This window comes from Marinomonas sp. MED121, from assembly GCF_000153025.1.
Classification (GTDB): Bacteria; Pseudomonadota; Gammaproteobacteria; order Pseudomonadales; family Marinomonadaceae; genus Marinomonas.
This window is the reverse complement of the sequence record NZ_CH672429.1, coordinates 880,509-905,470: the sequence shown is the minus strand read 5'-3', so window position 1 is coordinate 905,470 and position 24,962 is coordinate 880,509. Positions and strand designations below refer to the sequence as shown.

At 39.8% G+C, this 24,962-nt stretch carries 23 protein-coding genes; 18 read left to right on the top strand and 5 right to left on the bottom strand.

The window, feature by feature from the left end:
- Positions 1–116: 116 nt before the first annotated feature.
- Both MED121_RS04095 and MED121_RS04090 read left to right on the top strand, forming a co-directional pair.
- A complete protein-coding gene (locus MED121_RS04095) occupies positions 117–527 on the top strand; it encodes a SufE family protein (RefSeq protein ID WP_009832346.1) in 411 nt (136 codons plus the stop codon).
- Between the two features lie 86 nt (positions 528–613).
- Positions 614–1,762, top strand: coding sequence for an IscS subfamily cysteine desulfurase (locus MED121_RS04090; RefSeq protein WP_036178683.1), 1,149 nt, complete (start codon positions 614–616; stop codon positions 1,760–1,762).
- Positions 1,763–1,830: 68 nt separating this feature from the next.
- Here the strand turns inward: MED121_RS04090 and MED121_RS04085 are convergent, their stop codons facing one another.
- The 3 genes from MED121_RS04085 to MED121_RS04075 are packed head-to-tail and all read right to left on the bottom strand — an operon-like array spanning position 1,831 to position 3,621.
- Complete coding sequence (locus tag MED121_RS04085) at positions 1,831–2,607, bottom strand: hypothetical protein (RefSeq protein ID WP_009832344.1); 777 nt, start codon at positions 2,605–2,607, stop codon at positions 1,831–1,833.
- Complete coding sequence (locus tag MED121_RS04080) at positions 2,592–3,164, bottom strand: sigma-70 family RNA polymerase sigma factor (protein ID WP_009832343.1); 573 nt, start codon at positions 3,162–3,164, stop codon at positions 2,592–2,594. Before MED121_RS04080 ends, MED121_RS04085 begins: the two co-directional genes overlap by 16 nt.
- Positions 3,165–3,222: 58 nt before the next feature.
- Complete coding sequence (locus MED121_RS04075) at positions 3,223–3,621, bottom strand: hypothetical protein (protein WP_083789357.1); 399 nt, start codon at positions 3,619–3,621, stop codon at positions 3,223–3,225.
- Between the two features lie 634 nt (positions 3,622–4,255).
- Here MED121_RS04075 and MED121_RS04070 point away from each other — a divergent pair.
- The 9 genes from MED121_RS04070 to MED121_RS04030 all read left to right on the top strand — a co-directional run bounded on the left by MED121_RS04070 (position 4,256) and on the right by MED121_RS04030 (position 15,509).
- Positions 4,256–4,594: a 2Fe-2S iron-sulfur cluster-binding protein gene (locus MED121_RS04070; RefSeq protein ID WP_009832341.1), complete on the top strand. Its 339-nt coding sequence runs from the start codon at positions 4,256–4,258 to the stop codon at positions 4,592–4,594.
- Positions 4,595–5,992, top strand: a complete 1,398-nt coding sequence (locus MED121_RS04065) for an NAD(P)/FAD-dependent oxidoreductase (RefSeq protein ID WP_009832340.1) — start codon at positions 4,595–4,597, stop codon at positions 5,990–5,992. It begins immediately after the preceding gene.
- A complete protein-coding gene (locus MED121_RS04060) occupies positions 5,989–7,269 on the top strand; it encodes an FAD-dependent oxidoreductase (protein ID WP_009832339.1) in 1,281 nt (426 codons plus the stop codon). The genes MED121_RS04065 and MED121_RS04060 overlap by 4 nt, the downstream gene beginning before the upstream one ends.
- Before the next feature lie 309 nt (positions 7,270–7,578).
- Positions 7,579–8,100: an outer membrane beta-barrel protein gene (locus MED121_RS04055; RefSeq protein WP_083789356.1), complete on the top strand. Its 522-nt coding sequence runs from the start codon at positions 7,579–7,581 to the stop codon at positions 8,098–8,100.
- Between the two features lie 345 nt (positions 8,101–8,445).
- Complete coding sequence (locus tag MED121_RS04050) at positions 8,446–8,757, top strand: c-type cytochrome (RefSeq protein ID WP_009832337.1); 312 nt, start codon at positions 8,446–8,448, stop codon at positions 8,755–8,757.
- A 698-nt stretch (positions 8,758–9,455) separates the two neighbouring features.
- Positions 9,456–10,115 carry a TetR/AcrR family transcriptional regulator gene (locus MED121_RS23580; protein WP_009832336.1) on the top strand — a complete coding sequence of 220 codons (660 nt, stop codon included), beginning with the start codon at positions 9,456–9,458 and terminating at the stop codon, positions 10,113–10,115.
- A 6-nt stretch (positions 10,116–10,121) separates the two neighbouring features.
- A complete protein-coding gene (locus tag MED121_RS04040; RefSeq protein ID WP_036178680.1) occupies positions 10,122–11,432 on the top strand; it encodes a hypothetical protein in 1,311 nt (436 codons plus the stop codon).
- Positions 11,432–14,548, top strand: a complete 3,117-nt coding sequence (locus MED121_RS04035; protein WP_009832334.1) for an efflux RND transporter permease subunit — start codon at positions 11,432–11,434, stop codon at positions 14,546–14,548. Before MED121_RS04040 ends, MED121_RS04035 begins: the two co-directional genes overlap by 1 nt.
- Positions 14,549–14,741: 193 nt before the next feature.
- Positions 14,742–15,509, top strand: coding sequence for a transporter substrate-binding domain-containing protein (locus MED121_RS04030; protein ID WP_009832333.1), 768 nt, complete (start codon positions 14,742–14,744; stop codon positions 15,507–15,509).
- Between the two features lie 63 nt (positions 15,510–15,572).
- Here the strand turns inward: MED121_RS04030 and MED121_RS04025 are convergent, their stop codons facing one another.
- Both MED121_RS04025 and MED121_RS04020 read right to left on the bottom strand, forming a co-directional pair.
- Positions 15,573–16,862 (bottom strand): MFS transporter, encoded by a 1,290-nt coding sequence (locus MED121_RS04025; RefSeq protein ID WP_009832332.1) that lies wholly within the window; start codon positions 16,860–16,862, stop codon positions 15,573–15,575.
- A gap of 361 nt (positions 16,863–17,223) precedes the next feature.
- Positions 17,224–17,493 carry a late competence development ComFB family protein gene (locus tag MED121_RS04020; RefSeq protein ID WP_009832331.1) on the bottom strand — a complete coding sequence of 90 codons (270 nt, stop codon included), beginning with the start codon at positions 17,491–17,493 and terminating at the stop codon, positions 17,224–17,226.
- A 727-nt stretch (positions 17,494–18,220) separates the two neighbouring features.
- On the opposite strand from MED121_RS04020, the gene ndk reads away from it, so the two are divergent.
- The 7 genes from ndk (at position 18,221) to MED121_RS03980 (ending at position 24,961) form a co-directional block, all read left to right on the top strand.
- The gene (gene ndk, locus MED121_RS04010) at positions 18,221–18,628 is read left to right on the top strand and encodes a nucleoside-diphosphate kinase (RefSeq protein WP_009832329.1); all 408 of its coding nucleotides are present in this window, start codon (positions 18,221–18,223) and stop codon (positions 18,626–18,628) included.
- Between the two features lie 191 nt (positions 18,629–18,819).
- Positions 18,820–19,935, top strand: coding sequence for a 23S rRNA (adenine(2503)-C(2))-methyltransferase RlmN (gene rlmN / locus MED121_RS04005; RefSeq protein ID WP_085987752.1), 1,116 nt, complete (start codon positions 18,820–18,822; stop codon positions 19,933–19,935).
- 100 nt (positions 19,936–20,035) lie between these two features.
- Positions 20,036–20,809: a hypothetical protein gene (locus tag MED121_RS23575; RefSeq protein ID WP_131470969.1), complete on the top strand. Its 774-nt coding sequence runs from the start codon at positions 20,036–20,038 to the stop codon at positions 20,807–20,809.
- Positions 20,781–21,812, top strand: coding sequence for a RodZ family helix-turn-helix domain-containing protein (locus MED121_RS03995; protein ID WP_009832326.1), 1,032 nt, complete (start codon positions 20,781–20,783; stop codon positions 21,810–21,812). Before MED121_RS23575 ends, MED121_RS03995 begins: the two co-directional genes overlap by 29 nt.
- An 8-nt stretch (positions 21,813–21,820) precedes the next feature.
- The gene (gene ispG / locus MED121_RS03990; protein WP_009832325.1) at positions 21,821–22,933 is read left to right on the top strand and encodes a flavodoxin-dependent (E)-4-hydroxy-3-methylbut-2-enyl-diphosphate synthase; all 1,113 of its coding nucleotides are present in this window, start codon (positions 21,821–21,823) and stop codon (positions 22,931–22,933) included.
- 27 nt (positions 22,934–22,960) lie between these two features.
- Positions 22,961–24,241, top strand: coding sequence for a histidine--tRNA ligase (hisS, locus tag MED121_RS03985; protein ID WP_009832324.1), 1,281 nt, complete (start codon positions 22,961–22,963; stop codon positions 24,239–24,241).
- Positions 24,242–24,319: 78 nt separating this feature from the next.
- Positions 24,320–24,961, top strand: a complete 642-nt coding sequence (locus MED121_RS03980) for a tetratricopeptide repeat protein (RefSeq protein ID WP_009832323.1) — start codon at positions 24,320–24,322, stop codon at positions 24,959–24,961.
- The last annotated feature ends 1 nt before the right edge of the window (position 24,962 follow it).

Sequence of the window (24,962 nt, the reverse complement as noted above, 5' to 3'; positions counted from 1 at the left end):
TTGATATCACAACTGGGGTTGTTTTGTTTTAGGTCAAGATTATATGGCCAAGACGCGACACCCATAACAAGAAAGTTGACTTGTTCCCGTCCTTATTGAAAGAGATTTTTACTGATATGTCATTACCTAGTACAACTGAAATTATTGAAGATTTGGAATTTTTTGACGACTGGGAAGACAGATATAAATACATCATAGACCTGGGTAAATCCTTGCCAGCTATGGATGATGAACTTAAGACAGAGCTTCGTTTAGTAAAAGGTTGTCAAAGCAGTGTTTGGATAGAGCCTGGCGAAGCGGGCGATCGAATGACATTCATTGTTGATAGTGATGCCATCATAGTACGTGGCCTTTTAGCTTTGGTTATGGCGGCTTACGATAATAAGACAGCTGCTGATATTAATGCGTTCGATATTGATGCCTACTTTTCAGAGTTAGATCTTGAGCGTCACCTAAGCCCGACCAGAGGCAATGGTCTTAAATCTATCGTGGCTAGAATTCAAGCGATGGCGAAAGCGGCACTGTAAGTCTTTTAATTCAAGTGTTGGTTTTGTTAAACCATATAGAACATATGATTTAAAGTAAGTTGGTACTTACTTTTATGGAGAGAAAAATGCGTTCCCCTGTTTATCTTGATTATTCAGCAACCACACCGGTTGATCCAAGAGTGGCTGAGAAAATGATGCAATGCCTTTCTTTAGAAGGTAATTTTGGTAATCCTGCATCTCGTTCACACATGTTTGGCTGGCGTGCAGAAGAAGCCGTTGAAGATGCAAGACAACAGGTAGCGGATTTGATCAAGGCTGATGCGAGAGAGATTGTTTGGACCTCAGGTGCAACTGAAGCAAATAATTTGGCATTAAAAGGTGTTGCTCATCAATACAGCAAAAAAGGTAAGCATATTATTACCTCCATGATTGAGCACAAGGCTGTTTTAGACCCTTGTAAGCAGCTTGAGCTTGAAGGTTTTGAAGTCACTTATTTAAAGCCTGATGAACAAGGTGTTATTCAGCCTGAAATGGTTCAAGCGGCATTACGTGAAGACACTATTTTAGTTTCTTTGCTTATGGCAAATAACGAAATAGGCATAGTGACTGACATCGCCAAAATTGGTGAGTTAACCCGCGCGAACGGTACTTATCTTCATGTTGACGCTGCTCAAGCAACAGGCAAGCTTGAAATAGATGTTGATGCCATGAAGGTAGATCTCATGTCTCTAACTGCCCATAAAACTTATGGACCTAAAGGTATTGGTGCTTTATACGTGCGCCGCTCTCCCAAGGTGAAAATTGAAGCGCAAATGCATGGTGGTGGTCATGAGCGTGGCATGCGATCTGGCACGCTTGCTACCCATCAAATCGTGGGTATGGGTGAAGCGTTTGAGTTGGCTAACCAAGATATGCAAGCCGATAAAGAGCGCATTACCTCACTTAGAGATAAGTTATGGAATGGCATTAAAGATTTAGGTGGTGTGCATTTAAATGGCCACCCTGAGCAAAGAGTTGCTGGGGTACTTAATGTGGGCTTTGCCGATGTTGATGGTGAAGTGCTTTTGATGTCACTGGGTGATATTGCTGTTTCTTCTGGCTCTGCTTGTACATCTGCAAGCTTGGAGCCTTCCTATGTGTTAAGAGCAATTGGTTTGCCTGACCAACTGGCGCACGCATCTTTGCGAATCTCTGTGGGTCGTTTTACCACCGAAGAGGATATTGATTTCACGATAGAAACCATCACTAAAGTGATTGGCAGTCTTAAGGGCTAAACTTTCGTTTTAATCAACTGAGTATAAGAATAAAAACGGGGCAATAAGCCCCGTTTTTTTATGTCTACTTAACTGTTTTTCCAACTGGAGAGTTGCAAGCAGTCTCCTTTGAACAGCACAGGATCAGTCGCACTATTTCCTTTCGTTAGCCACAGTTCTTTGCTGTTTTTTATCAGCTGCCATTGAGCGACACTTAATTTTTGTTTTTTGTTTGCGCTGACAAGAGGCCCTAAGGATACTTGCTGGCCTGTATTTTTATCGATCGCCCAAAGTGTCAGACTTTGGCTGTTATCAAGTATAAAATCTTGTTTATCGTCTGTGTTTTTATTCCACTGAATATGGAGTTCAGATTTGCCTGCTTCAGCACTTTTATAGGCACTAACAATTAGCTCAGGCAGGACTTGGTTAGATTCCTTGGTGGATGTTAAAACAGCCAAATAGCTAGGTCCTTGTAAGGCTAAGTTTGGGGTGGAGTCTGTTTGCTCAATGTTATACTGACCTATAAACAAACTCAGCATGAGCACTAAACTCAAGGCACTAATGCCGCGCCATAAAAATAAGGATTGCCACCAAGAGGGTTTTGTTTGTTCGCTAAAATCGAGTTCGCGACTCAGTTTTGCCCATACTTTTTTAGGCGGCTGGACGTCTTCAGTGCTGGTATTAATGGGTTCAAGACGATTTTGCCATTGATAGACTGCTTGTTCTAATTCCTTATCCATTTTTATGAGACGGATAACTTTTTGTTTCACCTTGGGCGATAAGGTTCCCAAGACAAATTGGCTAGCAAGATGAGATCGAATTTTAGGATTTTGATAGCGAGCGGCTAAGTTTAGTTTTTTAGGCATAATTCTAACTCCTTAAGCCCGCGCTTTATCCAAGACTTGAGCGTACCAATTGGAGTGCTTAGCTTGTCTGCCAGTTCTGAGTGTGAAAAGCCATGCACATAAGCCAATACGATGACTTGCCTTGGTTCTTGTTTTAGCTGATTTAAACAGTAATTCAGATCTCTTTGCTCCGATGCTCTTAAATTATCATCGGTCACTGCTGTGATGTCCGTTTCTTCTAATGGCGATTCTGGCCGACGACCTGTTCGTCTGATGTGATCGAGCGCAGTATTTCGTGTGATTTGGCTCATCCAAGCCCAAGCCCAGTTTTCACCTAAATCACTACGATATGAGTTAGCTTGGTGCCAAATTTTACTAAAACTCTCTTGTAGTATATCGGCGGCTATTTCTCTATCTGGAATCATTTTTAATATCAAACCATATAGTTTTGGACTAGTGGCTTGATAAAGTTTTTCAAAGGCCGTTTGGTTATGAAGACATACTTGCGACAGTAGTCTCTCAACCTCATGTTTAAAGCTGTTATCTTGTGTCTTACTTGTTATGGCGTCAAAACTCAAAATAGGTTCCTTGTAAGGCCCGATCAGCAGATCGAGCCATGGCTGACAATTGAATGTATTAAGGTTTTTTTGCTAAGTGCCAAACACCCTTAACACCATCTCCTGTGGTGTCCCCAGGTTTAGTATCCCTGATCCAAGTATAAAGCGGCTGTCCGTTAAGTGCCCATTGAAGACTACCATCATTACGCTCAATACGTGTATAGCTAGCAGGTTTTTGCTCGCCGTCTTGAACTAATAAAGGCGGCCAAAGGGCAGCACAGTTACCATTACAATTTGAGGTGTTTGCAGTGTCTTTATCAAAGGTGTAAAGGCTCATACCATTTGTATCTGTGACTAGTTGACTTGATGAAGCGTCCACACTTTTATTACTTGAGTAATAAGAGTCTGAGCTTGATGCGCAAGCAATAAGTGAATGGGCAAGACCAATGATGCAAACTGTTTTTAATAATACTTTCATGCTTTTTTCCATAGTGAGTGTGTTGTGTTCTATAGAAACGTCATCAAGTGTATTTTGGATGCAAAATATTTAAATAAATTTAATTAATTGATTATTTATCAAATAATCGTGAGAAATATCATCATCTTTTTTGCCTGTAATCTGAGGTAATAGCCATATTTTTCAGCACAGCTTATCGTCCATCCCATAGTTTGATTTGAGAGTTTGGATTGTTGCTCAGTTTTTGAAGGCTTTTCTATGAAGCCTAATTATTTGAACGTTTCAGTCTTGTAATCTGAGCCTTGTTCGATAGAGGAATACAGTGAGACAGATTTGTTTTTATAATCTCATCATGGCTAAAACTGGTTAAGTAGATAAGGTGTAAAGTGTTTGTATTTATCTTAATGTTTGAATTTGTCTCAATATTTTTATTAATGGCCTTCTGCTTTTTATTGGAGCTTGGCTAGCAAGCTTACTCGCCTTAATTTACTTCCCACCTTCAATTTTCCTCAAATCTTATAATCAAACAGGGATGCATTTTCATAATAAATGTAGGGATATGTTTGCCCTAAATTTATTGAAACTAACTTAGTTAGCTAAAGGATAAAGGCTAAGTTTTTGATATATATAATAAAATTAGTTTAAAGGACATCAGATGGATCAGTATAAAGAGCTAATGGAACATAATAGAAAGCTTGATAGGAAGCAGGATATTGTTCCTCCTAGTGGTCAATTTACTCAAGTTTGGGTAGATGATCAAAAAGTAGACGCGGTATTGGGTGAGAATATTTTAAGTGTGCTTTTTGCTGTTGGTAAAAATGCCATTACGCAAAATGATCATGCAAAAGTATCCGGTGCTTATTGCGGAATGGGTGTTTGCCACTGTTGTAATGTTCAAGTGAATGGGCGTCATAAACAGAAGGCTTGCCAGACTCTTATTGAGCCAGGTATGCGTATCAATACGCAAAAAAACCGCTTAGAAGAGGGTTTTTAAATGTCTCAAATATCCCCCGTCGTGATTGTTGGAGCAGGTACCGCAGGTATTTCTGCTGCCGTTGAGTTAGCTCAAGCGGGTATTCATTCTATCGTATTGGACGAGGCCCCTAAAATTGGGGGGGCTGTATTTCGCGGACCTTACCGTGAAGCTATTGAATTACCACATTTAGATTCTAAGTTGCGTAAAAAAATCTCTAATATCAGACAACAATATCATGATCATCAAGCCTTCATTGAGCTTAGGCTGAATACTCGAGTATTAGGGCCAGCAGGTACTAGCAGCTTACTGATTAGACACAAAGAAGAGGTCAGCGAGCTTACTTATGAGCAGCTTATTATTGCTACGGGCTGTCATGAGCGAAGCGTGCCTTTTGATGGTTGGCAGATCCCTGGTGTCATGTTGTTAGGTGGCGTACAGCTCCAACTTAAATCTGGTTTAGTAAAGCCTGGTCAGCGTATGGCTGTGGTTGGAACTGGGCCATTATTACCCTTGGTTGCTTGTCAGTTGCATAAAGCCGGTGTTGACGTGCTTGGTGTGTATGAAGCGGGTAAGTTCAGTGACTTTGCGAAAGAGAGTCGAGCCCTTTTAAATCGTCCAGTGCTGGCATTAGAAGGAATGGGGATGCTGAGTTATTTAAAAGCAAATGCGATTCCTATGCATTATGGTCAAGGGATTGTGTCTGCCAGTGGTGAGGAAAGCCTGAATAAAGCGCATTTCGCTAAATACACGGATGACTGGTATCCCATTGAGGGAACAGGCACAAGCTTGGAGCTAGATTGTCTCGCTGTTGGTTATGGCTTTGTCTCACGTAATCAGCTTAGTCAGTTGTTTCATTTAGAGCATGATATTTGCCCTATTAGTGGGTTAAAACCACAGGTGGATGCATGGCAGCAATCTAGCCAAGATAATATTTATGTTGCCGGTGATAGTGTTGGTATTTTAGGGGGAGAGGGTGCCATGGTAGAAGGGCGTATTGCTGCTTTATCTATAGCCCAAACGCGTCAAAAAGTGACACCTGCCCAGGCCAATAACAAAGCGGATGAATACTTTACCTTATTACACAAGGTGAAAAGCTTTAGAGCTGGATTTGATCGCATTGGACGTCGTCGAGAAGGTTTATTGTCTCTGCTAACCCCTAACACAATCGTTTGTCGTTGTGAAAATGTGACTCGCTCTGCCATTGATAAAGTAATAGAGCAAGGTGTAAAAGACATTACCTCATTAAAAATGCGTACTCGAGTAGGCATGGGGGATTGCCAAGGCAAGACTTGTAATAGTTATTGCCAAGATAGATTAGGGCATGAACTTAAGAACCCTGATGTTGGCCATGTAAAACCACGTTTTCCACTTGATCCAATCCCTTTTTCTGCTTTATCTGATGGAGTGCAACTATGAGCACAAATATGAATAAAAAATACGACATAGTTATTGCAGGTGGTGGCGTTATTGGCGCTTCTTGTGCTTATTTTTTGAGTAAGCAGAAAGATTTAAAAATTGCTCTTGTTGATCTGAAAAAACCTGGCAATGCTTCTCGCGCCTCAGCTGGAGGATTATGGGCCATTGGTGAATCTGTTGGTTTAGGCTGTGGTGTGATTTTCTTTAATCGCATGACGATGCAACAAGCTGATGCAACAGGGGAAGACTTGCCCCCAATGAGACCGCATGTTCTGCCAGATTATTTTTTTGAATTTGCTTTAAAAAGTAATGCTATGTATCCCGGCCTTTGGCAAGAGTTAAAAGATAATCATGGTGTTGACTTTAAGTTTGAAAAAACAGGCTTGAAATATGTCATGTACGATGAATATGACAAGATGTATGCCGATTCTATCGTTGATCATATACCAGGTTTGATAGATCAAGTGAGCTGGCTAAGTGCAGAAGAGCTTGCTGAAGATGAGCCATATATTAATAAAAAATCCATTGGCGCGTTAGAGTTTAAGTGTGATCATCAGGTGAACCCTTATCGTCTTAATGAAGCTTACTTAGAAGGTGCAAGACAAAATGGTGTTGACCTTTTTCTAGAAACAGAAGTGCTATCAATAGAAAAGCAAGGTAATAAGGTTATTGGGGTTGAGACGGATGCAGGCTTTATTGGCTGTGAAACCTTAATCAATGCCGCTGGGAGTTGGGCAGCGCAATTAAGTAAAATGGCGACTGGCATCGAATTACCTGTATATCCGGTGAAAGGGCAGATTATTTTATCTGAACGTTTACCAAAAATTCTAAAAGGCTGCGTTTCTACAACAGATTGTTATATTGCGCAAAAAGACAATGGCGAAGTGCTAATTGGTAGTACCACTGAAGAAAAGGGTTTTGATACCACTAACACCTTGCCTGAGCTTAAAGAGCTAGTGAATGGGGCTGTGAAGTGTATTCCTATGCTTAATGATTTAAATATTAAGCGTTGCTGGGCTGGGTTAAGGCCGGGTACACCAGACGAGTTTCCTATCCTTGGTGAAATGCCTGGCGTTGAAGGTTATATCAATGCCTGCGGTCACTTTAGAACTGGGATATTAACTTCGGCTATCACTGGCAAGTTAATTAATGATCTTTATCGAGGGCTACCATTAGATATGGATATCACGCCATTTAAGTATGACCGTTTTTTGAAGTCCACTGACAATGAGTCCATAAAGGTAGGTGAAGCTGATCAAGAGGTTGAAATAGCTTAAGGGAGCTTCATTAATTCTTTTCACTCTTATCAGAAAGGGCCTTAAACAAGGCGAGGCTTGAACTTGGACTTGGTGTTTAGTGAAAGTGAGCATGTTTTGACCAAGTTTTACCTAAGGCCATATGTGTCATGTAAAAGTGAAAGGGATTATTCGCTGCCTTAAATTTACTTTTAAAAGCCAGCTATTGCTGGCTTTTATGTGTATTTACTATGGGATGATAATTAACCGCTTTTCTAAGAAGTTATTATACTTTTAGTCGGGGTTGTAACCTTTGTCGCTAATTCTTACTTGCCTTGGGAGGGTTTTAGTATGGTTCGGCTGATGATTATTTGCTTTTTAGTGATTTCACAAAGCCTGTTTGCAGATGAAGCCACAGATGACTTAGCTGATCAAAAGCTTCGTCTAGGTGGTGCATTTGTGACTTGGAATTATGAGGAATCAGGGCAAACTTATGCACCCATTTCATTTGAGGGCATACTTGATTACGTATTTTTTGAGCCTTTAGAATTATCGTTAAGAGTCGGTATGGGGTTTGGTGATGATGAAGGTGAAGAAACAAGCACAGATTCTGTTGGCGTTGACCTGTATAAGTCCTTCTATTTTAAACCCTATGTTAGCTTAGACAATATGAGAGTTTATGCGCTGTTTGGCTATGCGGATTATGATATTGATTCCAATACTAGCCCAGAAGCGTCTGGTGTGAGCTATGGGGCTGGGGCTGATTATAATTTGTTTAATGCGGCGAATGTTTTTTTCGAATGGCGGCAGTTGCCAGAAACAGAAAACATTGATTTAGCCTCCATTAGTTTAGGTTTAAGCCTGAGTTACTAGTTGGTTTGTTATAAACCTTTTTGTTTTAGGGTGAATGACATACTTAAAGACTAATAAGAGAGCCGGCAATTAGTGTCTACTTTATTGATACGGTGGTAGGTCACTTAGTCGCTAGGTTTTTAGTGCTTCATATTATGGAGTATTTCACAATATGATATTGAACGTGTGGCTAACTTTTGTTTTAGCAGTTAAGGTTTTAGACATAATGAAGTGAAATATCAATACAGAGTGAGAAAATGCTCGTTTTTTAGCGTTAGCTGCTTTTCGACAATATTGAGTTTTCTATTTTATGGTATGTATTCACCTCTAAATTAATAATTTAAATAACATTTAAAGGAACACGGTATGAAATTACGTTTATGGATCACGACACTTGTTGTTGCTTGTTTACCTTTTGCTGTAAATGCTGCAGATATTGAAGCAGGTAAAGCAAAAGCAGCTGTTTGCGCTGCTTGTCATGGTGCTAATGGATATGCAGCGATTCCTACTTACCCTCATTTAGCAGGTCAAAATCCAGCTTATATAGAACTATCTTTGAAAGCGTATAAATCAGGGCAAAGAACAGGTGGTCAAGCGGCTATTATGGCAGGAATGGCTGCGCCATTATCTGATGATGATATTAAAAACCTTGCCGCTTATTTTGGCTCTCTAAAATAAGCAATAAACGCTCTCTAATTTTTGAGCTAGAAATAGAAAAACGAATAAACCAGCATTTTACCATGCTGGTTTTTTTTATTGTTTAAGGCAAGTATAAACTGGCCGAATTCATCTAAATGAAGGATTGTGAAGAAAATTCCTTTGTTTAATCTAAAGGTTAACGTTTGACTAAAATCGCAATGAGTTTTGCTTTAATTAAAGTTCAAATAGGCCCTTCTTTCTGAGGTAAGGGGTGATACTTTTTACGATTAGCTCCACTAGAAAGTCAATATTACTCTTTAGATAAAGGGGTAAAAAAGAGGTAACTAAAGGGATATCTAAAGGAGTGATTAAGAGGTAACTACAAAATGGAAATAGCGTTTTATCTTTTTTATATGAATAAAAACAATGGCTTATGTTTTTTTCTACAGCGTTTTTATTAACTGATAATAATGCTTGTTATTCGTTTATCTTAAAGCCGCTTTAACCCGAAAAAGCTGATAACAATATTGGACGCTATTTACGCCTTTCCTAATTTAAATACGCTTCTGACAAATGTTACTTAATGTAACTGCCTTGTTTTATCATTTCAAAAACACCGCTTAATTATCCAAAACGACTAAAATTGAATAATTAAAACAGTCGAAAAAAAAATGCCTCAGGATAATAATTCTGCAAATGAGTAATTATCCCTCCCTAATTAAAGATATGAAGTGCTTATGTTTGCTGAAAATATTGAAACCAGAAGGCCCGGAAGGCCGCTAAAAAGTAATAATGACGATGATAAAAATCAATCACGTAAAGCTTTGCTGCAGGCCGCAAAAGAGCTATTTTCAAATGCGCCTTTTGCCAAGGTGTCAACGCGTAAAATTGCTGAAAGAGCTGGGGTGAACCCTGCTTTAATTCGATATTACTTTATTAACAAGGATGGCCTTTATCAGCAGATGCTAGTGGGCATGGCTGAAGAGTTGCAAAATAATATTATGAACTTTGATTGGACAGAGGCTTCAAGCCCAATTGAGCCTATTGTTCGTTCATATGCCGCTATGTTTGAAAAAGAGCCTGGTGTTGCCAAGCTGATTTTTAGAGAGCTCTTATTGAATGATGAAAACAGTCGCTCAAAAGTGATTGATTTGGTGATACGTCCTGATAAAGAGTTCGTGCTTAAATTTATGAAGTCCCCACATTTTAAGCCCCTTAAACCTGGTGTAAACCCCGTTTTTCTTGTCTTACATATTATGGGGAGTACCGTGCTGCCTTATTTAATGAAAGAGACGATAGAAGAGGTAGAAGGGGCACCTTTAACCAGTGAGAGCTTTGAACAGATGATTCAACAAAGTATCCAATTTATTGAAACTGCATTTATTAATCAGGAGTAAGCTTAAGTGAGCCTGTCTAAAATATTAAAAACAAAAATAATGTTGCCTCTTGCCTGCTTGGCTGGCATTGCTATTTTGATTATTTCTAGTCAAAGACCTGAACAAATTACAATAGATACTGACCGTAAAAAAGGCCCTTTAGTGAATGTTGAGCTAGCCAAAGTTGCTCGGCTAGACCCCGTCGTGACAGGCTTTGGCCGTGCTAAGCCTGTGACGACATGGGATGCCATAAGTGAAGTGAGCGGTAGGGTTATTTATCAGCATCCAGAGTTAAAAAATGGCGCCTTTATTGCAAAAGGTACTTTAGTGCTAAAGATAGATCCTGTTGATTATGAATTAGAACTTGCTCAAAGCCAGGCGGATTTACAAACTCAAAAAATGGAGGCTAGACGAGTGGCGTTGAATGAGCAGCAATACCAGCGTTCATTGCAAATAGAATCCAGTCGCCTTGCTCTAACCAAGAAAGAACTTGACCGAATTGAAACATTGCAGAAGAAAGGGGTGGCCTCCAAATCTAATTTAGAAGAACAGCGTAATGCTGTTTTGTCACAAGAAAAAGTGGTTTGGGATCTGCAAATGCAACTGGATACTATCCCCACAGATAAAGCCGTAAGTCAGGCCAATATTAAAGTCGCACAAGCTAGTCTTGCTAATGCTGAACGTAACTTGGCTAGGACAGAGTTTAGGCTGCCATTTAATGCACGAATTGGAGAGGTAAATACTGAGTTACAGCAAGTGGTTAATCAACAGGAGTTACTGATATCCGCCCATGATATGTCATTAATGGAAGTGACAGCTAATATGCCAATCGCCAGCTTTGTTAGCTTAATTCGAGAAGTGAAAAGTGAAACAAGGAATCAGTTTAGAGACCTTAGTGGCTTTAACTTTCGAGCCGATATTACGGCCAGATTTGGCAGTGGCATGACAAAATGGAAGGGTAAAGTAAGTAATATTCGTGATGGGATTGATGCGTCCAGTAATACCATAGGTGTGACGGTAGAAATTGAAAATCATTTAGCTGATTTTGACCCTATTGACTCTCCTCTTATGGTGAAAGACATGTATGTTCAAGTGGATGTCTCTGCCCCAGTAAAAGAGCAAGTTATTATTCCTAAGCAAGCCGTTCATGGGGATAAGGTTTACCTTGTAAATGAACAAGGTGAGTTGGTAATTCAAACGGTTGAACAGGCTTATACTCAGGGTGATTATACTGCGATTAGCCAAGGTATTAAGGCGGGAGACCTTGTTGTTGTAACGGATCTTATTGCCCCCGTTAGTGGTATGCCTATTCGAACCTTTGTACAAGGACAAGAATAATGATCCGATTTTTTGCGACTCACCCAACCGCGGCTAACTTGTTAATGTTAGTTTTGATCTTGCTGGGCTTGAACTCCCTGTCAAATTTAAAACGAGAAACATTCCCTGACTTTAGTACTAATGCCATATCTGCCACGGTTGTTTATCCTGGCGCAACACCAGAAAGTATTGAAAGCGCAATTTGTATTCCTATGGAGGATGCTGTTGATGGTTTAAGCAATATTGATGAAGTAAGCTGCGCTGCCACTGAAGGTCTTGCAAGCTTAACAGTGGAAATGAAAGAAGGGGGTGACTTTAGTAAGTTAATGAGTGAAGTGAAGAATGAAATTGATGGTATTAGTACCTTTCCAGAAGATGCTGAAGCCCCTTTCATTCTAGAAGCTAACCGAACGGATGCTGTTATTGATCTTGCGATTCACGGTGAAAATATGACCGTGTCTGAGTTGAAAGAATACAGCGAGTCAGTGAAGCGTAAATTAAAGCAAGAACCTGGCGTATCCTTAATTGATATTAAAGGTTTCTCTACTCATCAATTACAAGTTGAAGTTTCCTTGCCTTTGTTAAGGCAGGTTGGTCTATCCATTAGCGACTTATCTGATGCTCTATCAAATCAGAATATTGAAGCGCCAAGTGGTGAGCTAAAAGATGACAAAAGAGCGTTATTAATTCGCGTCGATCAGCAGGAAGTGACGGCGGAAAAGCTAGCTCAAACTGTGGTGTCTGCCAGTGAAGCCGGTGGTCAAATTCTATTGTCTGATATTGCAATTATTAAAGATAATTTTGAGTTAGATGAAGATAAAATTTGGCAGGATGGAGAAAGAGTTGCTCTTTTAAAAATTAATAAGAACAAATCTCAAGATGCAATCAATATCGCTGAAACAGTGACTGATTTTGTCGCAAGAGAGCAAGCAATAGCCCCATTGGGCATCACATTGGTTTTATCTAACGACCAATCTACGATTATTTCTGATCGATTAAGTATGCTGATTGAAAATGGTTGGCAAGGCATACTGTTGGCGTTTGTTGTGATGTGGCTCTTTTTCACTTGGCGTTATGCATTTTGGGTTGCAATGGGATTGCCTGTTTCCTTTTTAGGAGCGCTTTGGCTGATGTCTATGTTAGGGGTCAGTATTAATATGATTTCTATGGTCGCCATGTTGATAGCCATAGGTCTCTTGATGGATGATGCTATTGTGATTGCAGAAAATATTGCGTCACAAGTGGCTTTAAATAAAAGTATTGATGAAGGGGTGGTAAAAGGTGTTAGCTTAGTTTTCCCCGGAGTTGTGTCATCTTTTTTAACAACATTAGCAATCTTTGGTGGTATGGCATTTATATCTGGCACCATAGGGCAAGTGTTGAGAGATATCCCCATCGTGCTTATTCTTACCTTAACTGTGTCCTTGGTTGAGGCCTTCCTAATACTACCCAATCACCTAGCACATGCTTTACATGGTCAACCTAAAACTCAGGTTAAACCAAATATAATTGCTCGTTATAAAGACAAATTTATTGATGCATTTGAGTCTTTTAGAAACAAGCAGTTAGTGAGCACATTAGAAGCCATTATTCGCTTTCGATATCTGTTTGTCGGTTCTTTAATAGGGCTTCTCTTTATGTCTGTATCATTAATGGTAAGTGGTACTTTGGCGTTTAAGGCCTTTCCTAATACTGAAGCGGATATTTTAGAAGCTCGATTAATTATGCCCCCGGGTACTTCATTGGTACAAACAGAAAAGGTAGTAGAGCGTGTGGTGGATGCTGTTTATACCTTGGAAACAAGCATGCCAAAAGAAGGCGCTGATAAAGCATTAATTGAGCATGTCACCGTGGAGTTTAACAGCAATGTGGATGCTTTTATTAATGGTGCTCATGTAGCAACAATCAAAGCTGAATTCTTAACAGTTGAGGAGCGCTCTCCAAGTATCTATCAAATTAAGCAAGCATGGTATGACGCCATTGGAGAGGTGCCTGGTATTGTTGAGCTGTCATTAAAAGAGCCTTCCAACGGGCCGGCAGGTTTAGCGATAGATATTCAGCTTCAAGGGAATGACATGCAACTAATGCTTGAAGCGGGTAATAAAATTTTAGCAGAGGTGAATCAATATAAAGGGGTTTCTAATGTCATGCTTGATGTTAGACCGGGTAAGCAAGAGCTTGAACTTAAACTCTTACCTGGGGCTTTGTCGTTAGGTGTTAACGCTGCCATGTTAACTGATCAAATTGGGACTGCTTTTAATGGGGTGAAAATTGATGATATTCAACGTGGTTCTGAGCAGCTTGAAATAGAACTTAAGCTGTCAGAGCAAGATAGACTATCACAAAGTCAATTAGAGCAATTTCCTATTAGGCTCAGTGATGGTAGTGAAATCCCCTTGTCTGCATTGGTTGAATTTAAATATGAGCGTGGATACTCTCGCATTAATCGAGTCAATGGAATGCGGACTTTAAGTGTCATTGGTGATGTGGATGACCAAGTATTAAATACGAATGTGCTCTTAGCCCGTTTATCGGACACAATCTTGCTCGAAATAGAAAAAGATTATCCTAGCCTTAACATTAATCTTGAAGGTGAAAGCAAAGAAGGTAATGAAACATCTGGCTCTATCGTGGAGAAATTTATGATGGGTTTAGTGGGGATTTTTATCATTCTTAGCTTCCAATTTAGAAGCTATGTTGAGCCTGTTATTGTGATGGTTGCCATTCCTTTGGCCCTGATTGGTGCTTTATGGGGGCATCTCTTTTTAGGTTATAATATGACTATGCCAAGCATGATAGGTTATGTGTCGTTGGCTGGCATTGTGGTTAATGATTCTATTCTTCTAGTGGATTATATAAAGCGTCATATAGCAGAAGGTGTTTCGGCGCATATTGCGGCGGTTAACGCGTCTAAAGCTAGATTTAGAGCGGTGTTTATTACCAGTGCAACAACTATTGCAGGCCTTGTGCCCCTGATGTTTGAAACCAGTACACAAGCACAAATTTTACAGCCTCTGGTGGTTAGTATTATCTTTGGTATGATTACCTCAACCTGTTTAATCCTGTTCTTATTGCCTAGCCTGTACGTCATTTTAGATGATTTTAATTTGGTTAAAAAACATTCAGACCATGCATGATAACGATCAAGGAAGACACTCTAACCTTTAGCGTGTCTTTCTTTTTCTCACTTTTAATGTTTCTTTTTTGGGCTCGAACCTGACTTTTTTGCTCTTTTCAAATTAAACTCAATCCCTCGTTTAAATCTCATTTGTTGCTAAACTTAAAACCAATAGAGCAAGCCTATTTGATCACTTTAAAAAGGTTTAATTTATGGTGTTTGCGAGATACCTTGTTATTTTCTGCCTTCTCTTGATAGGAGGAATTCAAGCTAATGTGCTTTCAATTACTCATATCAGGCCTGATGGCCATGTTGATAAGCGTAATGCTTATTTTACGGATTTACTCGAATTGGCCTTAGTGAAAAGCCAAAATAACGAAGGTGACTTCCAGTTAGTTCAATCAAACCTTGAAATGAATCAGTCTAGAGCCCTTAAAAACCTTGAGTATAAGCAGAATATTGATGTTGTGTGGACCATGACCTCTATTGCAAGAGAAGAGCGATTAATGCCTATTCGGATACCTTTGTTAAAAGGGCTATTGGGATATCGAATTTTTATTATTAAAAAAGGGATGCAAAAGGTATTTTCTGCTATTGATAGTGTGGCTGATTTACAAGCTCTTGCTGCCGGCCAAGGCGCTAGTTGGCCAGATACTCAAATCCTAAAAGCAAATGGGTTTAAAGTTGTAGAAGCCAGCGAATACAGAACTTTGTTCAATATGTTAGAACGAGAGCGATTCGATTATTTTCCTCGCGGTGTCAATGAGCCTTGGGCAGAAATTAAAGCCCATAGGGAAAAGGGGCTGGTTATCGAAAGTGACTTGATTATTCAATATCCTGCGCCAATTTACTTTTTTGTGAATAAAGATAATTTAGAGCTAGCTGAACGTATTGAAAGAGGCTTAAGAATTGCAATTAAAGACGGCTCTTTTGAGTCGTTTTTCGTAACCATCCAGCTAATAAAGAAATTTTTAATTTAGCAAATATTCAAAATCGCCTTCTTTTTAAGTTAGACAATCCTTTGTTGCCGGAAAAAACGCCGATTAATGACGCTTCTCTCTGGTATCAAGGTGATTAGCTGAATTTTGTGATCTTTTATTAAATAGATAAGCAAGTAAAACCGCTAAGATTGGAAGGCCATGAAATAAGCCAACAACCATACCTGGGTCAAGGTGCTCAAATGCCATTGCGCTAAAAAGCATGCCTACACCAAATCCGGTATTTTGCATAAATGCAATACAGCTAAATAAAGGAAGTCTAACGGCATTGCTTGTTTGCTGAGCACGCGTAATAAAACACACTTCAGATATGCCATCACCTACTCCCGCGATAAAAAATGCAAAAAGTCCAAATAATAACTGAGTTTGGTTAAAGGCAAATATAAACCCTGATGACATTAATATAACGCCAATTAAAAAACTCATTTCCATTCTTCTAAACGAAGTCGGTTTAGTTGAGGGGATGGAAATTAAACCAATGGTTTTACTGAGAAAAGCACCGAGCAATTTGCCGACTGCCCAAATTGAAATGATATAGCCCATTGCTTGAGCGGGGGATTGATCGTCAAATACCTTGGCGATAATAGGAAAACCGACGTTGTGGGAAGCGCTACCTAATGTATCTACTAGGGTGATGACTAGCATCGCCTGCAAAATGGGAGTGTCTTTTAACGCGAGAGATAGCTTTTTAAGTGCTGGTTTTAGGGCGAGGTCTGTCTGAGTTTCGTTTGGTGTATTGGAGTCTAATCTTGTTAATAAAGCGATAAAAAGTGCGGCAATAAGATAACTTGCAATATTGAGCATAAAAACAAAAGAGTAATCAAGAAGAGCAATTAATAATCCTGAGCTTAGCGCCCCAGCTATCATGCCGATTGATGACAAACTGGTTATCCAAGCATTGGCTTTACCAAGGTTGCTTTTACCAACAAATAGCATCAGTTGACTATTGAGCCCTATATTAAACCAACTATTTGTAAGACCCAGCATAAAGCCAATAAGGGGGATTAAATTTAGATGATACTCTTGAGGTAAAAGGAGCAACAAGGTGAGGCTAGCAGCTCTTATTAAATCGCAAATGACTAAAACTAACTTTCCCTTAAAGCCTTTATAAATTGAGTTAGCAACTAGGCTTGCTAGCATTCCCGCAAACACCCTAGCCGCTAAAAAAAAGCCAACCATTAGTGGGCTGTTGGATAAAAAATAAACATATGAGCTAATGGCGACCATGTTCATAAAGGCGCCAAAATCAGAACTAAATTTAGCGATTAGGATAAAGAAAAGATTTTGATTCTGAAGGGATAAGTGCTGCTTGTATCTTAGACTATGTCGCTGCATGTTTATGTCGTCCTGTTAAGTATCTCATACTTATTCCTTAAGTATGCTTTGAGTTTATTTGTCTTTTGGTGAATTAAATTTTCATTCAGCTTTCTCTCTATAAAAGGTGTTTTTGACTTTAATAGATTAGGGAGGCGTTAAACTTAAAGCTTAATTGAGGGTTTTGCTAGCGACTCATATTTTAATGGTGGTGGTCTCAAAAATTGCACCTCTCAGTGCCTAGGGAGCCTACGAATAAGTCTTCCCGCCTCAGCGTGTGAATAAAATCACTTGGATTTATGGCGAGGGGCGCAACTTAATCGTTATGCTATTGATAAGACTGAGAAGAGATGACTTAACCGCAGGTTCCCAAGGGTTAAGGCTAACTTTTTGATGGGTATGCATCCTTCAAAAACAGCTGTGCCTCTTGAATGGCTTTATCTACCTTACCTTCCATTTCTAAGCGTTCTACTTGAGGTAGATAAAAAGCCATATCTACTTCATGCCGTATGTATTTAGGTGGCAGTTTATTAAGGGTTAAACAGATGAGGTCAGATATGTAATTATCTGACAGGTCTTCCTCGAAGTGTAGATTGATGTAATCCAATACAAGGTGTTCATAATAATTGTGGATGCTGTTATCAAGTCTCATGAGATCTATGCCTTTAGAAATAAAGCGATTAAAAGTGATGCTAGGGAAACTGCGATTAAGTCACCTCTTCTCAGTCTTGTCAGAAAAAGTGTCAAACAAGGCGTCGCTTTGACGTAATGTAGGTACCTTTCGAGAAGTGACAACACAGGTTGACCCTTTTTCTGAAAGACCCGAAGGGCGTGGTCTAAAAGCCCTATCTTTACGTTGAGGGCCTTATCAATAGAATCACTATTAAGTTTCACCCCTCGCCATAAATCTAAGGGCTTTTACTCATACGCTGAGGCGGGAGGACTTATTCGCAGCTTCCCTAGATAGATAAGTATAGTTGCTCTGAGGCAATAAGCTTGGCTAGGGGAACGTGTTAAACAAGGCATCGCTTTGCACTTAATTTAAATAAATTAGTGTAGTTGCCTTTCGAGAAGTGATAACACTGGTTGATCTTTTTTCTGAGGTGTCGAATCGTTATTATTAAAATGTCATGCAGGTATTATTCACAGCTGCCCTAGCGGGTTAATTAGACCCAAAGTGATTACTTGTTCAGCAACACGCCTGATTTGTTTTTATAATTTTCTCTTTAATCGTCGTTTTTAGAAAATAAAGTGATTATTTACATACAACTTTCATAAATAGATGCGTATAATCTGCGCGCTTATCATTTTTTGGAAACTGATAGGTATTAAATCCGTAGGAATTACCTATCAATTAATTAAATTTTTTGGAGTTTAAAATGGCTGTAGAACGCACTCTATCTATCATCAAGCCTGATGCTGTTGCTAAAAACGTTGTTGGTGAAATTTACTCTCGCTTCGAACGTTCTGGTCTTAAAGTTGTTGAAGCTAAAATGGTTCAACTAGACGACGAATTGGCTGGTGGTTTTTATGCTGAGCATAAAGAACGTCCTTTCTACAAAGACCTAGTTGGTTTCATGACTTCTGGTCCTGTAATGATCTCTGTTCTTGAAGGTGAAGGCGCTGTTCTTCGTCACCGTGAGCTAATGGGTGCTACTAACCCTGCAGAAGCGGCTGCTGGCACATTGCGCGCTGATTATGCTGCGTCTATCGATGCTAACGCTGTACACGGTTCTGACTCTTTAGAGTCTGCTGCTCGCGAAATCGGTTATTTCTTCGGAAAATAATTGCTTTTTTGCAGCGATTTAACTTATTAAACTTTTGCATTGTATTCGTTTGATAAGTTATGAATCTCCTAAAAGAAGCAGGCTTTTGCCTGTTTCTTTTTAGAAGCTTCTGAAAAGGATTTTCTTTTTCAGAAGCTTTTTTGTTTTAAACTATTAATACCTAATGCTGAATGTTGGCAAGTGACATGACTATGACTGATGTTAAAAAAGTAAACCTATTGGGTTTACCACCTAAAAAAATGATTGAATTCTTTGAGTCAATTGGCGAGAAGAAATTTCGTGCGACTCAGGTGTTGAAATGGATTCATCAAAAAGGGGCTGATGACTTTGATCAGATGACTGATGTCAGTAAAGCGCTACGCCATAAGCTAAAGGACATTAGTGAGATTCGTGCCCCTGAGGTGGTGTCTCAAAACATCTCAAATGACGGCACCCGTAAATGGATTATTCGTACTGAAGGGGGTGGTAATAATTGTGTTGAAACCGTACTAATTCCTGACGGTGATAGGGCGACATTATGTGTTTCTTCTCAAGTCGGTTGTTCATTAGATTGTAGTTTCTGTTCAACAGGAAAGCAGGGCTTTAACCGTAACCTGACACCCTCTGAAGTGATTGGGCAGGTATGGGTTGCGATCAAATCCTTTGGTCCTTTTGATCCCAATGGCCCTCGTCGTGTGACTAACGTGGTCATGATGGGAATGGGTGAGCCTTTGATGAACTTTGAACCTGTTGTCGATGCGATGACGCTGATGATGGATGATAATGCTTATGGCATGTCTAAGCGCCGTGTCACCTTGAGCACATCGGGTGTTGTACCTAAGATTTATGAACTCGCTGAGCGAACTGATGTTTCTTTGGCTATCTCTCTTCATGCACCAACCAATGAGTTACGTGATGTTTTAGTTCCTATCAACAAAAAGTACCCAATCAATGAATTATTAGGGGCTTGTCAGCATTACTTGACGAGTTTGCCAGATAAACGCCATATCACGATTGAGTACACCATGATGGCGGGTGTGAATGACAGTGAAGAACAAGCAAGAGCTCTCTCTAAACTATTAAAAACGCTAGAATGTAAAATTAATCTGATTCCTTTTAATCCATTCCCTAACTCAGGTTATGACAAACCTTCTAATAATCAGGTTCGCCGATTCCAGAAAGTGCTAGCAGATGATGGTTATACCGTCACAGTAAGAACCACACGTGGTGATGACATTGATGCTGCATGTGGTCAACTGGTAGGCGACTTCCATGATAAAACCCGTCGCAGCCAGAAATATATTGAGCTTAAAGAAGTTCAGGATTAGAACGCTTGTTGAATTAGTCATGCAAAAGGTTAATTTTCAGATAAGATAAGAAATCACAACCAAAATAAAAATTCACCGTATTAGACTGACAAGGATGTCGATGATGCGTATTTTACTTTTAATAAGTGTGTTTCTTTGTGGCTGTAGTACAGGATTAAAGACGGTTTCTACAGCATCCTACCCCACTAAAAATATGCTGCAAAAGCTCCATTTTGCACAAAAGTATCTGGCTTTATCGTCCCACCATCAAGCCGGTGAAATTTTAACCTCATTCACTAACAATGAAGTGGCATATCTTGATAAGCATTCATTAGATTATGCTCGTTTAAAAGGTGTATATTTAACACAAATACGCCAGTTTAGCTCAGCTCAAAATCATTATAAAAAGATGCTTGAAATTCATCAAAATGATGCGGTGCTATTAAATAATTTTGGTATTTTATTATTGAACTTTCATCTTTTTGATGAAGCGTGTGAATACTTTAAAAAGGCTGTTTTATTATCTTCTCAAAACTCATTTTCTGGGCTTATTAACCTTTCAAGGTGTGAACTAGGGCTAAAAAACGTGGATATGGCCAGTTTATACCTGAAACGAGCGAAAGAAATCAATAATTTACCCTATATAGGTTTGCTGACAGAGCTCAATCTTGCTTTAATACTGGGTGATTTAAGTGGGGCGCGTCAATCTTACAACAAAATCCAGGCTGAACAAAAAATAGCTCCTTACATCGAGCATAGAAATGAGTATGAATGTCTATTGTTGCAGTACAACGCAGCGGAGTTAGACTCAACATATTACTCATCTTCGCGACCCCCTTTTGCCTGCGTCGTTCAAGGTATTGAATATGGAATCTGGAATTCAAGAAAACAATGAAAATAAGATCATTGTTAATATAGGTAAAGAACTACAGCGTAAACGAAATGAGTTAAATCTTGATGAGCGTCAGGTAGCGACTCAATTAAAGATTCCAATTGAGCAAGTAAGAGCATTAGAGTCAAATCAGTTTGATTATTTTAGAAGTGCGACCTTTGCTCGTGGTTACCTAAAAAACTATGTTCGTTTAATTGAATTAGATGAAGATAGAATTCTAGGTGCATTTGATGATGCTTTAGATGATGAGCCGGGTGTTCAGCCGATTAACAAAAATGGCAAACAAGCACAGATGGCTGATCCTATCGTTATTTTGGTGTCAGTCGTTATTGGCGCTATGCTTATATTTCTTGCGTTTTGGTGGCCTACCATGATGCAAAAGTCTCCTATTATTTCGACTCGGCCTGCAATTCAGCCAAACAATGAAGTGGTACAAGAAGCACCACGAGTTGCTGAACCAGAATTAATTGCTACTGAGACACCCGTTGATACGACTGAAACAACCCCTTCGGTTTCAACCCCTGATGAAAGCCAGAACTTAACCTCTACTGACGTTGAAAAAACGGATGAGGCTACTCCTGTAGAGACTACGCCAGTTGTGGCTCAGGTCGAAGACGAAGATGCGGATGTTGTGACCGGGTTATCTGCAGAAACAATCGCTATTTTAAAAGATGCTGGTGTTAATCCCGATAATATTTCGTTACCTGCTAATGAGCCAAGTTTGGCTGAAAAAGCTGAAATTGCAGCCAATCAACCTCCTTTGTATGATGATGATCTAGTCATTAACTTTAGTTCTGATTGTTGGACTGAGGTGAGGGATGGTAATGGGCGTATTCTTTATTCCGGTGTTAAGACGGCTGATTCCAGTCTTACATTAACTGCCCAAGGCCCTTACAAGGTTGTGCTTGGCTTTGCTGGCGGTGTTTCCTCTCTTATTTATAAAGGTGAAGAGTTCGACTTTTCATCTTTCACTCGAAAAAACCTAGCTCGCTTCGAGCTTAACTAGAGAAAGTTATGCACTTTGAATCTCCAATTAAACGACGTCAGTCTCGCCAGATCATGGTGGGAGACGTTGCTGTAGGTGGCGGTGCGCCTATCAGCGTACAGAGTATGACCAATACTGAAACCTGTGATGTTGACGCAACGGTTGCTCAGATTAGAGCAATTGCGGATGCCGGTGCAGATATTGTTCGTGTTTCAATTCCATCAATGGATGCGGCAGAAGCATTCAAAAAGATTCGACAAGAAGTTAGCACGCCTTTGGTTGCAGATATTCACTTTGATTACAAAATTGCCTTAAAGGTGGCTGAGTATGGTGTGGACTGTTTAAGAATTAACCCTGGTAACATAGGTAGCAAGGAACGCATTCGTTCTGTGGTTGATGCTGCTCGTCACCATGGTATTCCTATTCGCATTGGCGTGAATGCCGGCTCCTTAGAAAAAGATTTACAAAAGAAATACGGTGAACCAACACCTGATGCTTTGGTTGAGTCTGCTTTTCGTCAGATAGGTTTTTTTGATGAGCTAGATTTTCAAGAGTTCAAATTGAGTTTGAAAGCATCTGATATCTTTATGACAGTGGAAGCTTATCGAAAAATCGCTAGTCAAATTGATAATCCACTTCATTTAGGCATCACGGAAGCGGGTGGTCTGAGATCTGGTACGGTTAAGTCTTCTATCGGCCTTGGTATGTTGCTCATGGATGGCATAGGCGATACCTTGCGAGTTTCTTTGGCGGCTGATCCTGTGCAAGAAATCAAAGTCGGCTGGGATATGTTACGTAGTTTAAAATTGCGAAATCGCGGCATTAACTTTATTGCTTGTCCAAGCTGCTCTCGTCAAAACTTTGATGTTATTAAAACCATGAATCAGCTAGAAGAGCGCCTTGAAGATATTAAGGTGCCATTAGATGTTGCTGTTATCGGTTGTATTGTTAATGGTCCTGGTGAAGCCAAAGAAGCTGATTTGGGTTTAGCCGGTGGTACGCCAAATAATATGGTTTATGAAGATGGTAAACCTTCTAATCAGTTACAGAGCCATGAAATTGTCGATCAGCTAGAAAAGCAAATTAGAGCAAAAGCTGAAGCGAAAGAAAAAGAACTAGATCAAATTATTGCAAAAGCATAGATGCACTAGCAATTTAAGGAATACAAAGTGGCACGTAAAATACAAGCAATTCGCGGCATGAACGATATCCTGCCGGGACAATCCTCAGTTTGGCAATACCTTGAAGCCAAGGTTGCTGCTGTCGTCGATAGTTATGGTTATGATCAGATTCGTTTTCCTGTGGTTGAAAATACAGATCTTTTTAAACGTGGTGTGGGTGAAACAACCGATATCGTTGAAAAAGAAATGTATACCTTTGACGATAGGAATGGTGATTCGCTTACTCTTCGTCCAGAAGGCACAGCAAGCTGTGTTCGTGCAGCAGATCAAGCAGGTCTCTTGTTTAATCAAGTGCAACGACTTTGGTATGTGGGACCTATGTTCCGCTATGAAAGACCACAAAAAGGCCGTTATCGTCAATTTCATCAAATTGGTGTAGAAACCTTTGGTATGTCATCTCCTGATATTGATGCCGAATTAATTATTTTGACAGCAAGGTTGTGGCAGCAATTAGGTTTGCTTGAGCATGTTGAACTTGAATTAAATACGATAGGCACAGCTGCAGCTCGTGAAGCTTATAAAGCAGCACTTGTTGAATATCTAACACAATTTAAAGATGAGTTAGATGAAGATAGTCAGCGTCGTTTAAGCTCAAATCCTTTGCGTATATTGGATTCTAAAGATGCTCGCACTCAGGAAATTCTAAATGATGCGCCTGACCTGGCTGATCATATTGATGATGAGTCACGAGTTGAGTTTGAACGTCTGCAAGCTATTTTAGCGGCAAATAATGTTTCTTTTAAATTAAACAGTCGTTTAGTTCGAGGCTTAGATTACTACGGTAAAACAGTATTTGAATGGGTAACAACCCATTTAGGCGCCCAAGCAACTGTATGCGCCGGTGGCCGCTATGATGGCTTGGTCGAGCAGCTTGGTGGTAAAGCAACGCCTGCTGTGGGGTTTGCTATGGGCATTGAGCGATTAGTTTTATTGCTTGAAACGCTAGAGCTTATCCCTGACGACGCAAAGCCTCAGACGGATGTATTTATCGCGAGTATGGGTGAGGCTGCTGAACTGGCAACCTTTACCTTGGCAGAGCGATTACGTGAAGCTGATAAAGGTTGGCGCATTCTACGTCATTGTGGTGGTGGTAACTTTAAAAAACAAATGAAAAAAGCAGATGCATCAGGTGCTCGTTTTACGCTTATTATGGGTGACAATGAAGTGGCTGAAGGCATATGCCAAATAAAAGATATGAGTACGGGCGAGCAAAAAAACTGTGTTATTGATGCGGTGGCAGATTACTTGTCGACTAAAGATCAAAATTGAACTAAATCAGTTTGTTGGGTACTAACCCAGAAGAATGAGATTGCATTCAAATGCAAATAGAATAAAGAGGATAGTTAGGTGACAGAGCTAAAAACAGAAGAAGAACAGATAGAAGCCTTTAAAACTTGGTGGAAGAAAAATGGTACCTCCTTGGTATTGGCAGTCTCATTAGGTGTTGCTGGATATTTTGGCTTTCAAGCTTGGCAGCAAAATCAAGAGAACCATCTTGCAGAAGCCTCTTCTTTATTTGAGTCTATGAGCCAAGCTGCCACTGATTTGAGTCAAGACGAAAACTTAAAAACTGTGTCATTTATTGCTGATCAACTCGTCAATGATTTCGATGACACTGGTTATGCAACATTTGCCCATTTATTGCAGGCTAAGGTCGATGTTATTGGTGAAGATTATGATGCTGCAATAGCTAGATTAAACGAAGCGAAAGAAAGCACAGATGATGTCACCCTAAAAGCTATTTCTGATTTACGAATTAGTAAAGTATTAGTGCATCAAGGTGAGCTTGATAAGGCCCTAACGCAATTAGCAAATATTAGTTTGACTGAATTCGATAGCCTAAAGCTTGAGTTGAAAGGTGATGTACTGCTTGCGCAAGGTAAAGAAAAAGAAGCAAGAGACGCTTATCAAGCGGCACGTACTGCTATGTCGTCACAAGCGCAGAATCCTTTGTTAGATATTAAACTTGAAGATTTAGTAGAGAGTTAAA

What these genes read in the sequence shown, in the direction of transcription:
- MED121_RS04085 (WP_009832344.1), bottom strand. Translation starts at nt 2,607, where the DNA reads ATGCCTAAAAAACTAAACTTAGCCGCTCGCTATCAAAATCCTAAAATT.
- MED121_RS04095 (WP_009832346.1), top strand. Translation starts at nt 117, where the DNA reads ATGTCATTACCTAGTACAACTGAAATTATTGAAGATTTGGAATTTTTT.
- ispG (WP_009832325.1), top strand. Translation starts at nt 21,821, where the DNA reads ATGCACTTTGAATCTCCAATTAAACGACGTCAGTCTCGCCAGATCATG.
- MED121_RS04035 (WP_009832334.1), top strand. Translation starts at nt 11,432, where the DNA reads ATGATCCGATTTTTTGCGACTCACCCAACCGCGGCTAACTTGTTAATG.
- MED121_RS04070 (WP_009832341.1), top strand. Translation starts at nt 4,256, where the DNA reads ATGGATCAGTATAAAGAGCTAATGGAACATAATAGAAAGCTTGATAGG.
- MED121_RS04055 (WP_083789356.1), top strand. Translation starts at nt 7,579, where the DNA reads ATGGTTCGGCTGATGATTATTTGCTTTTTAGTGATTTCACAAAGCCTG.
- MED121_RS04050 (WP_009832337.1), top strand. Translation starts at nt 8,446, where the DNA reads ATGAAATTACGTTTATGGATCACGACACTTGTTGTTGCTTGTTTACCT.
- MED121_RS23575 (WP_131470969.1), top strand. Translation starts at nt 20,036, where the DNA reads ATGATGCGTATTTTACTTTTAATAAGTGTGTTTCTTTGTGGCTGTAGT.
- MED121_RS03995 (WP_009832326.1), top strand. Translation starts at nt 20,781, where the DNA reads ATGGAATCTGGAATTCAAGAAAACAATGAAAATAAGATCATTGTTAAT.
- MED121_RS04060 (WP_009832339.1), top strand. Translation starts at nt 5,989, where the DNA reads ATGAGCACAAATATGAATAAAAAATACGACATAGTTATTGCAGGTGGT.
- MED121_RS04025 (WP_009832332.1), bottom strand. Translation starts at nt 16,862, where the DNA reads ATGCAGCGACATAGTCTAAGATACAAGCAGCACTTATCCCTTCAGAAT.
- rlmN (WP_085987752.1), top strand. Translation starts at nt 18,820, where the DNA reads ATGACTGATGTTAAAAAAGTAAACCTATTGGGTTTACCACCTAAAAAA.
- MED121_RS04030 (WP_009832333.1), top strand. Translation starts at nt 14,742, where the DNA reads ATGGTGTTTGCGAGATACCTTGTTATTTTCTGCCTTCTCTTGATAGGA.
- MED121_RS04020 (WP_009832331.1), bottom strand. Translation starts at nt 17,493, where the DNA reads ATGAGACTTGATAACAGCATCCACAATTATTATGAACACCTTGTATTG.
- MED121_RS04075 (WP_083789357.1), bottom strand. Translation starts at nt 3,621, where the DNA reads ATGAAAGTATTATTAAAAACAGTTTGCATCATTGGTCTTGCCCATTCA.
- ndk (WP_009832329.1), top strand. Translation starts at nt 18,221, where the DNA reads ATGGCTGTAGAACGCACTCTATCTATCATCAAGCCTGATGCTGTTGCT.
- MED121_RS23580 (WP_009832336.1), top strand. Translation starts at nt 9,456, where the DNA reads ATGTTTGCTGAAAATATTGAAACCAGAAGGCCCGGAAGGCCGCTAAAA.
- MED121_RS04090 (WP_036178683.1), top strand. Translation starts at nt 614, where the DNA reads ATGCGTTCCCCTGTTTATCTTGATTATTCAGCAACCACACCGGTTGAT.
- MED121_RS04065 (WP_009832340.1), top strand. Translation starts at nt 4,595, where the DNA reads ATGTCTCAAATATCCCCCGTCGTGATTGTTGGAGCAGGTACCGCAGGT.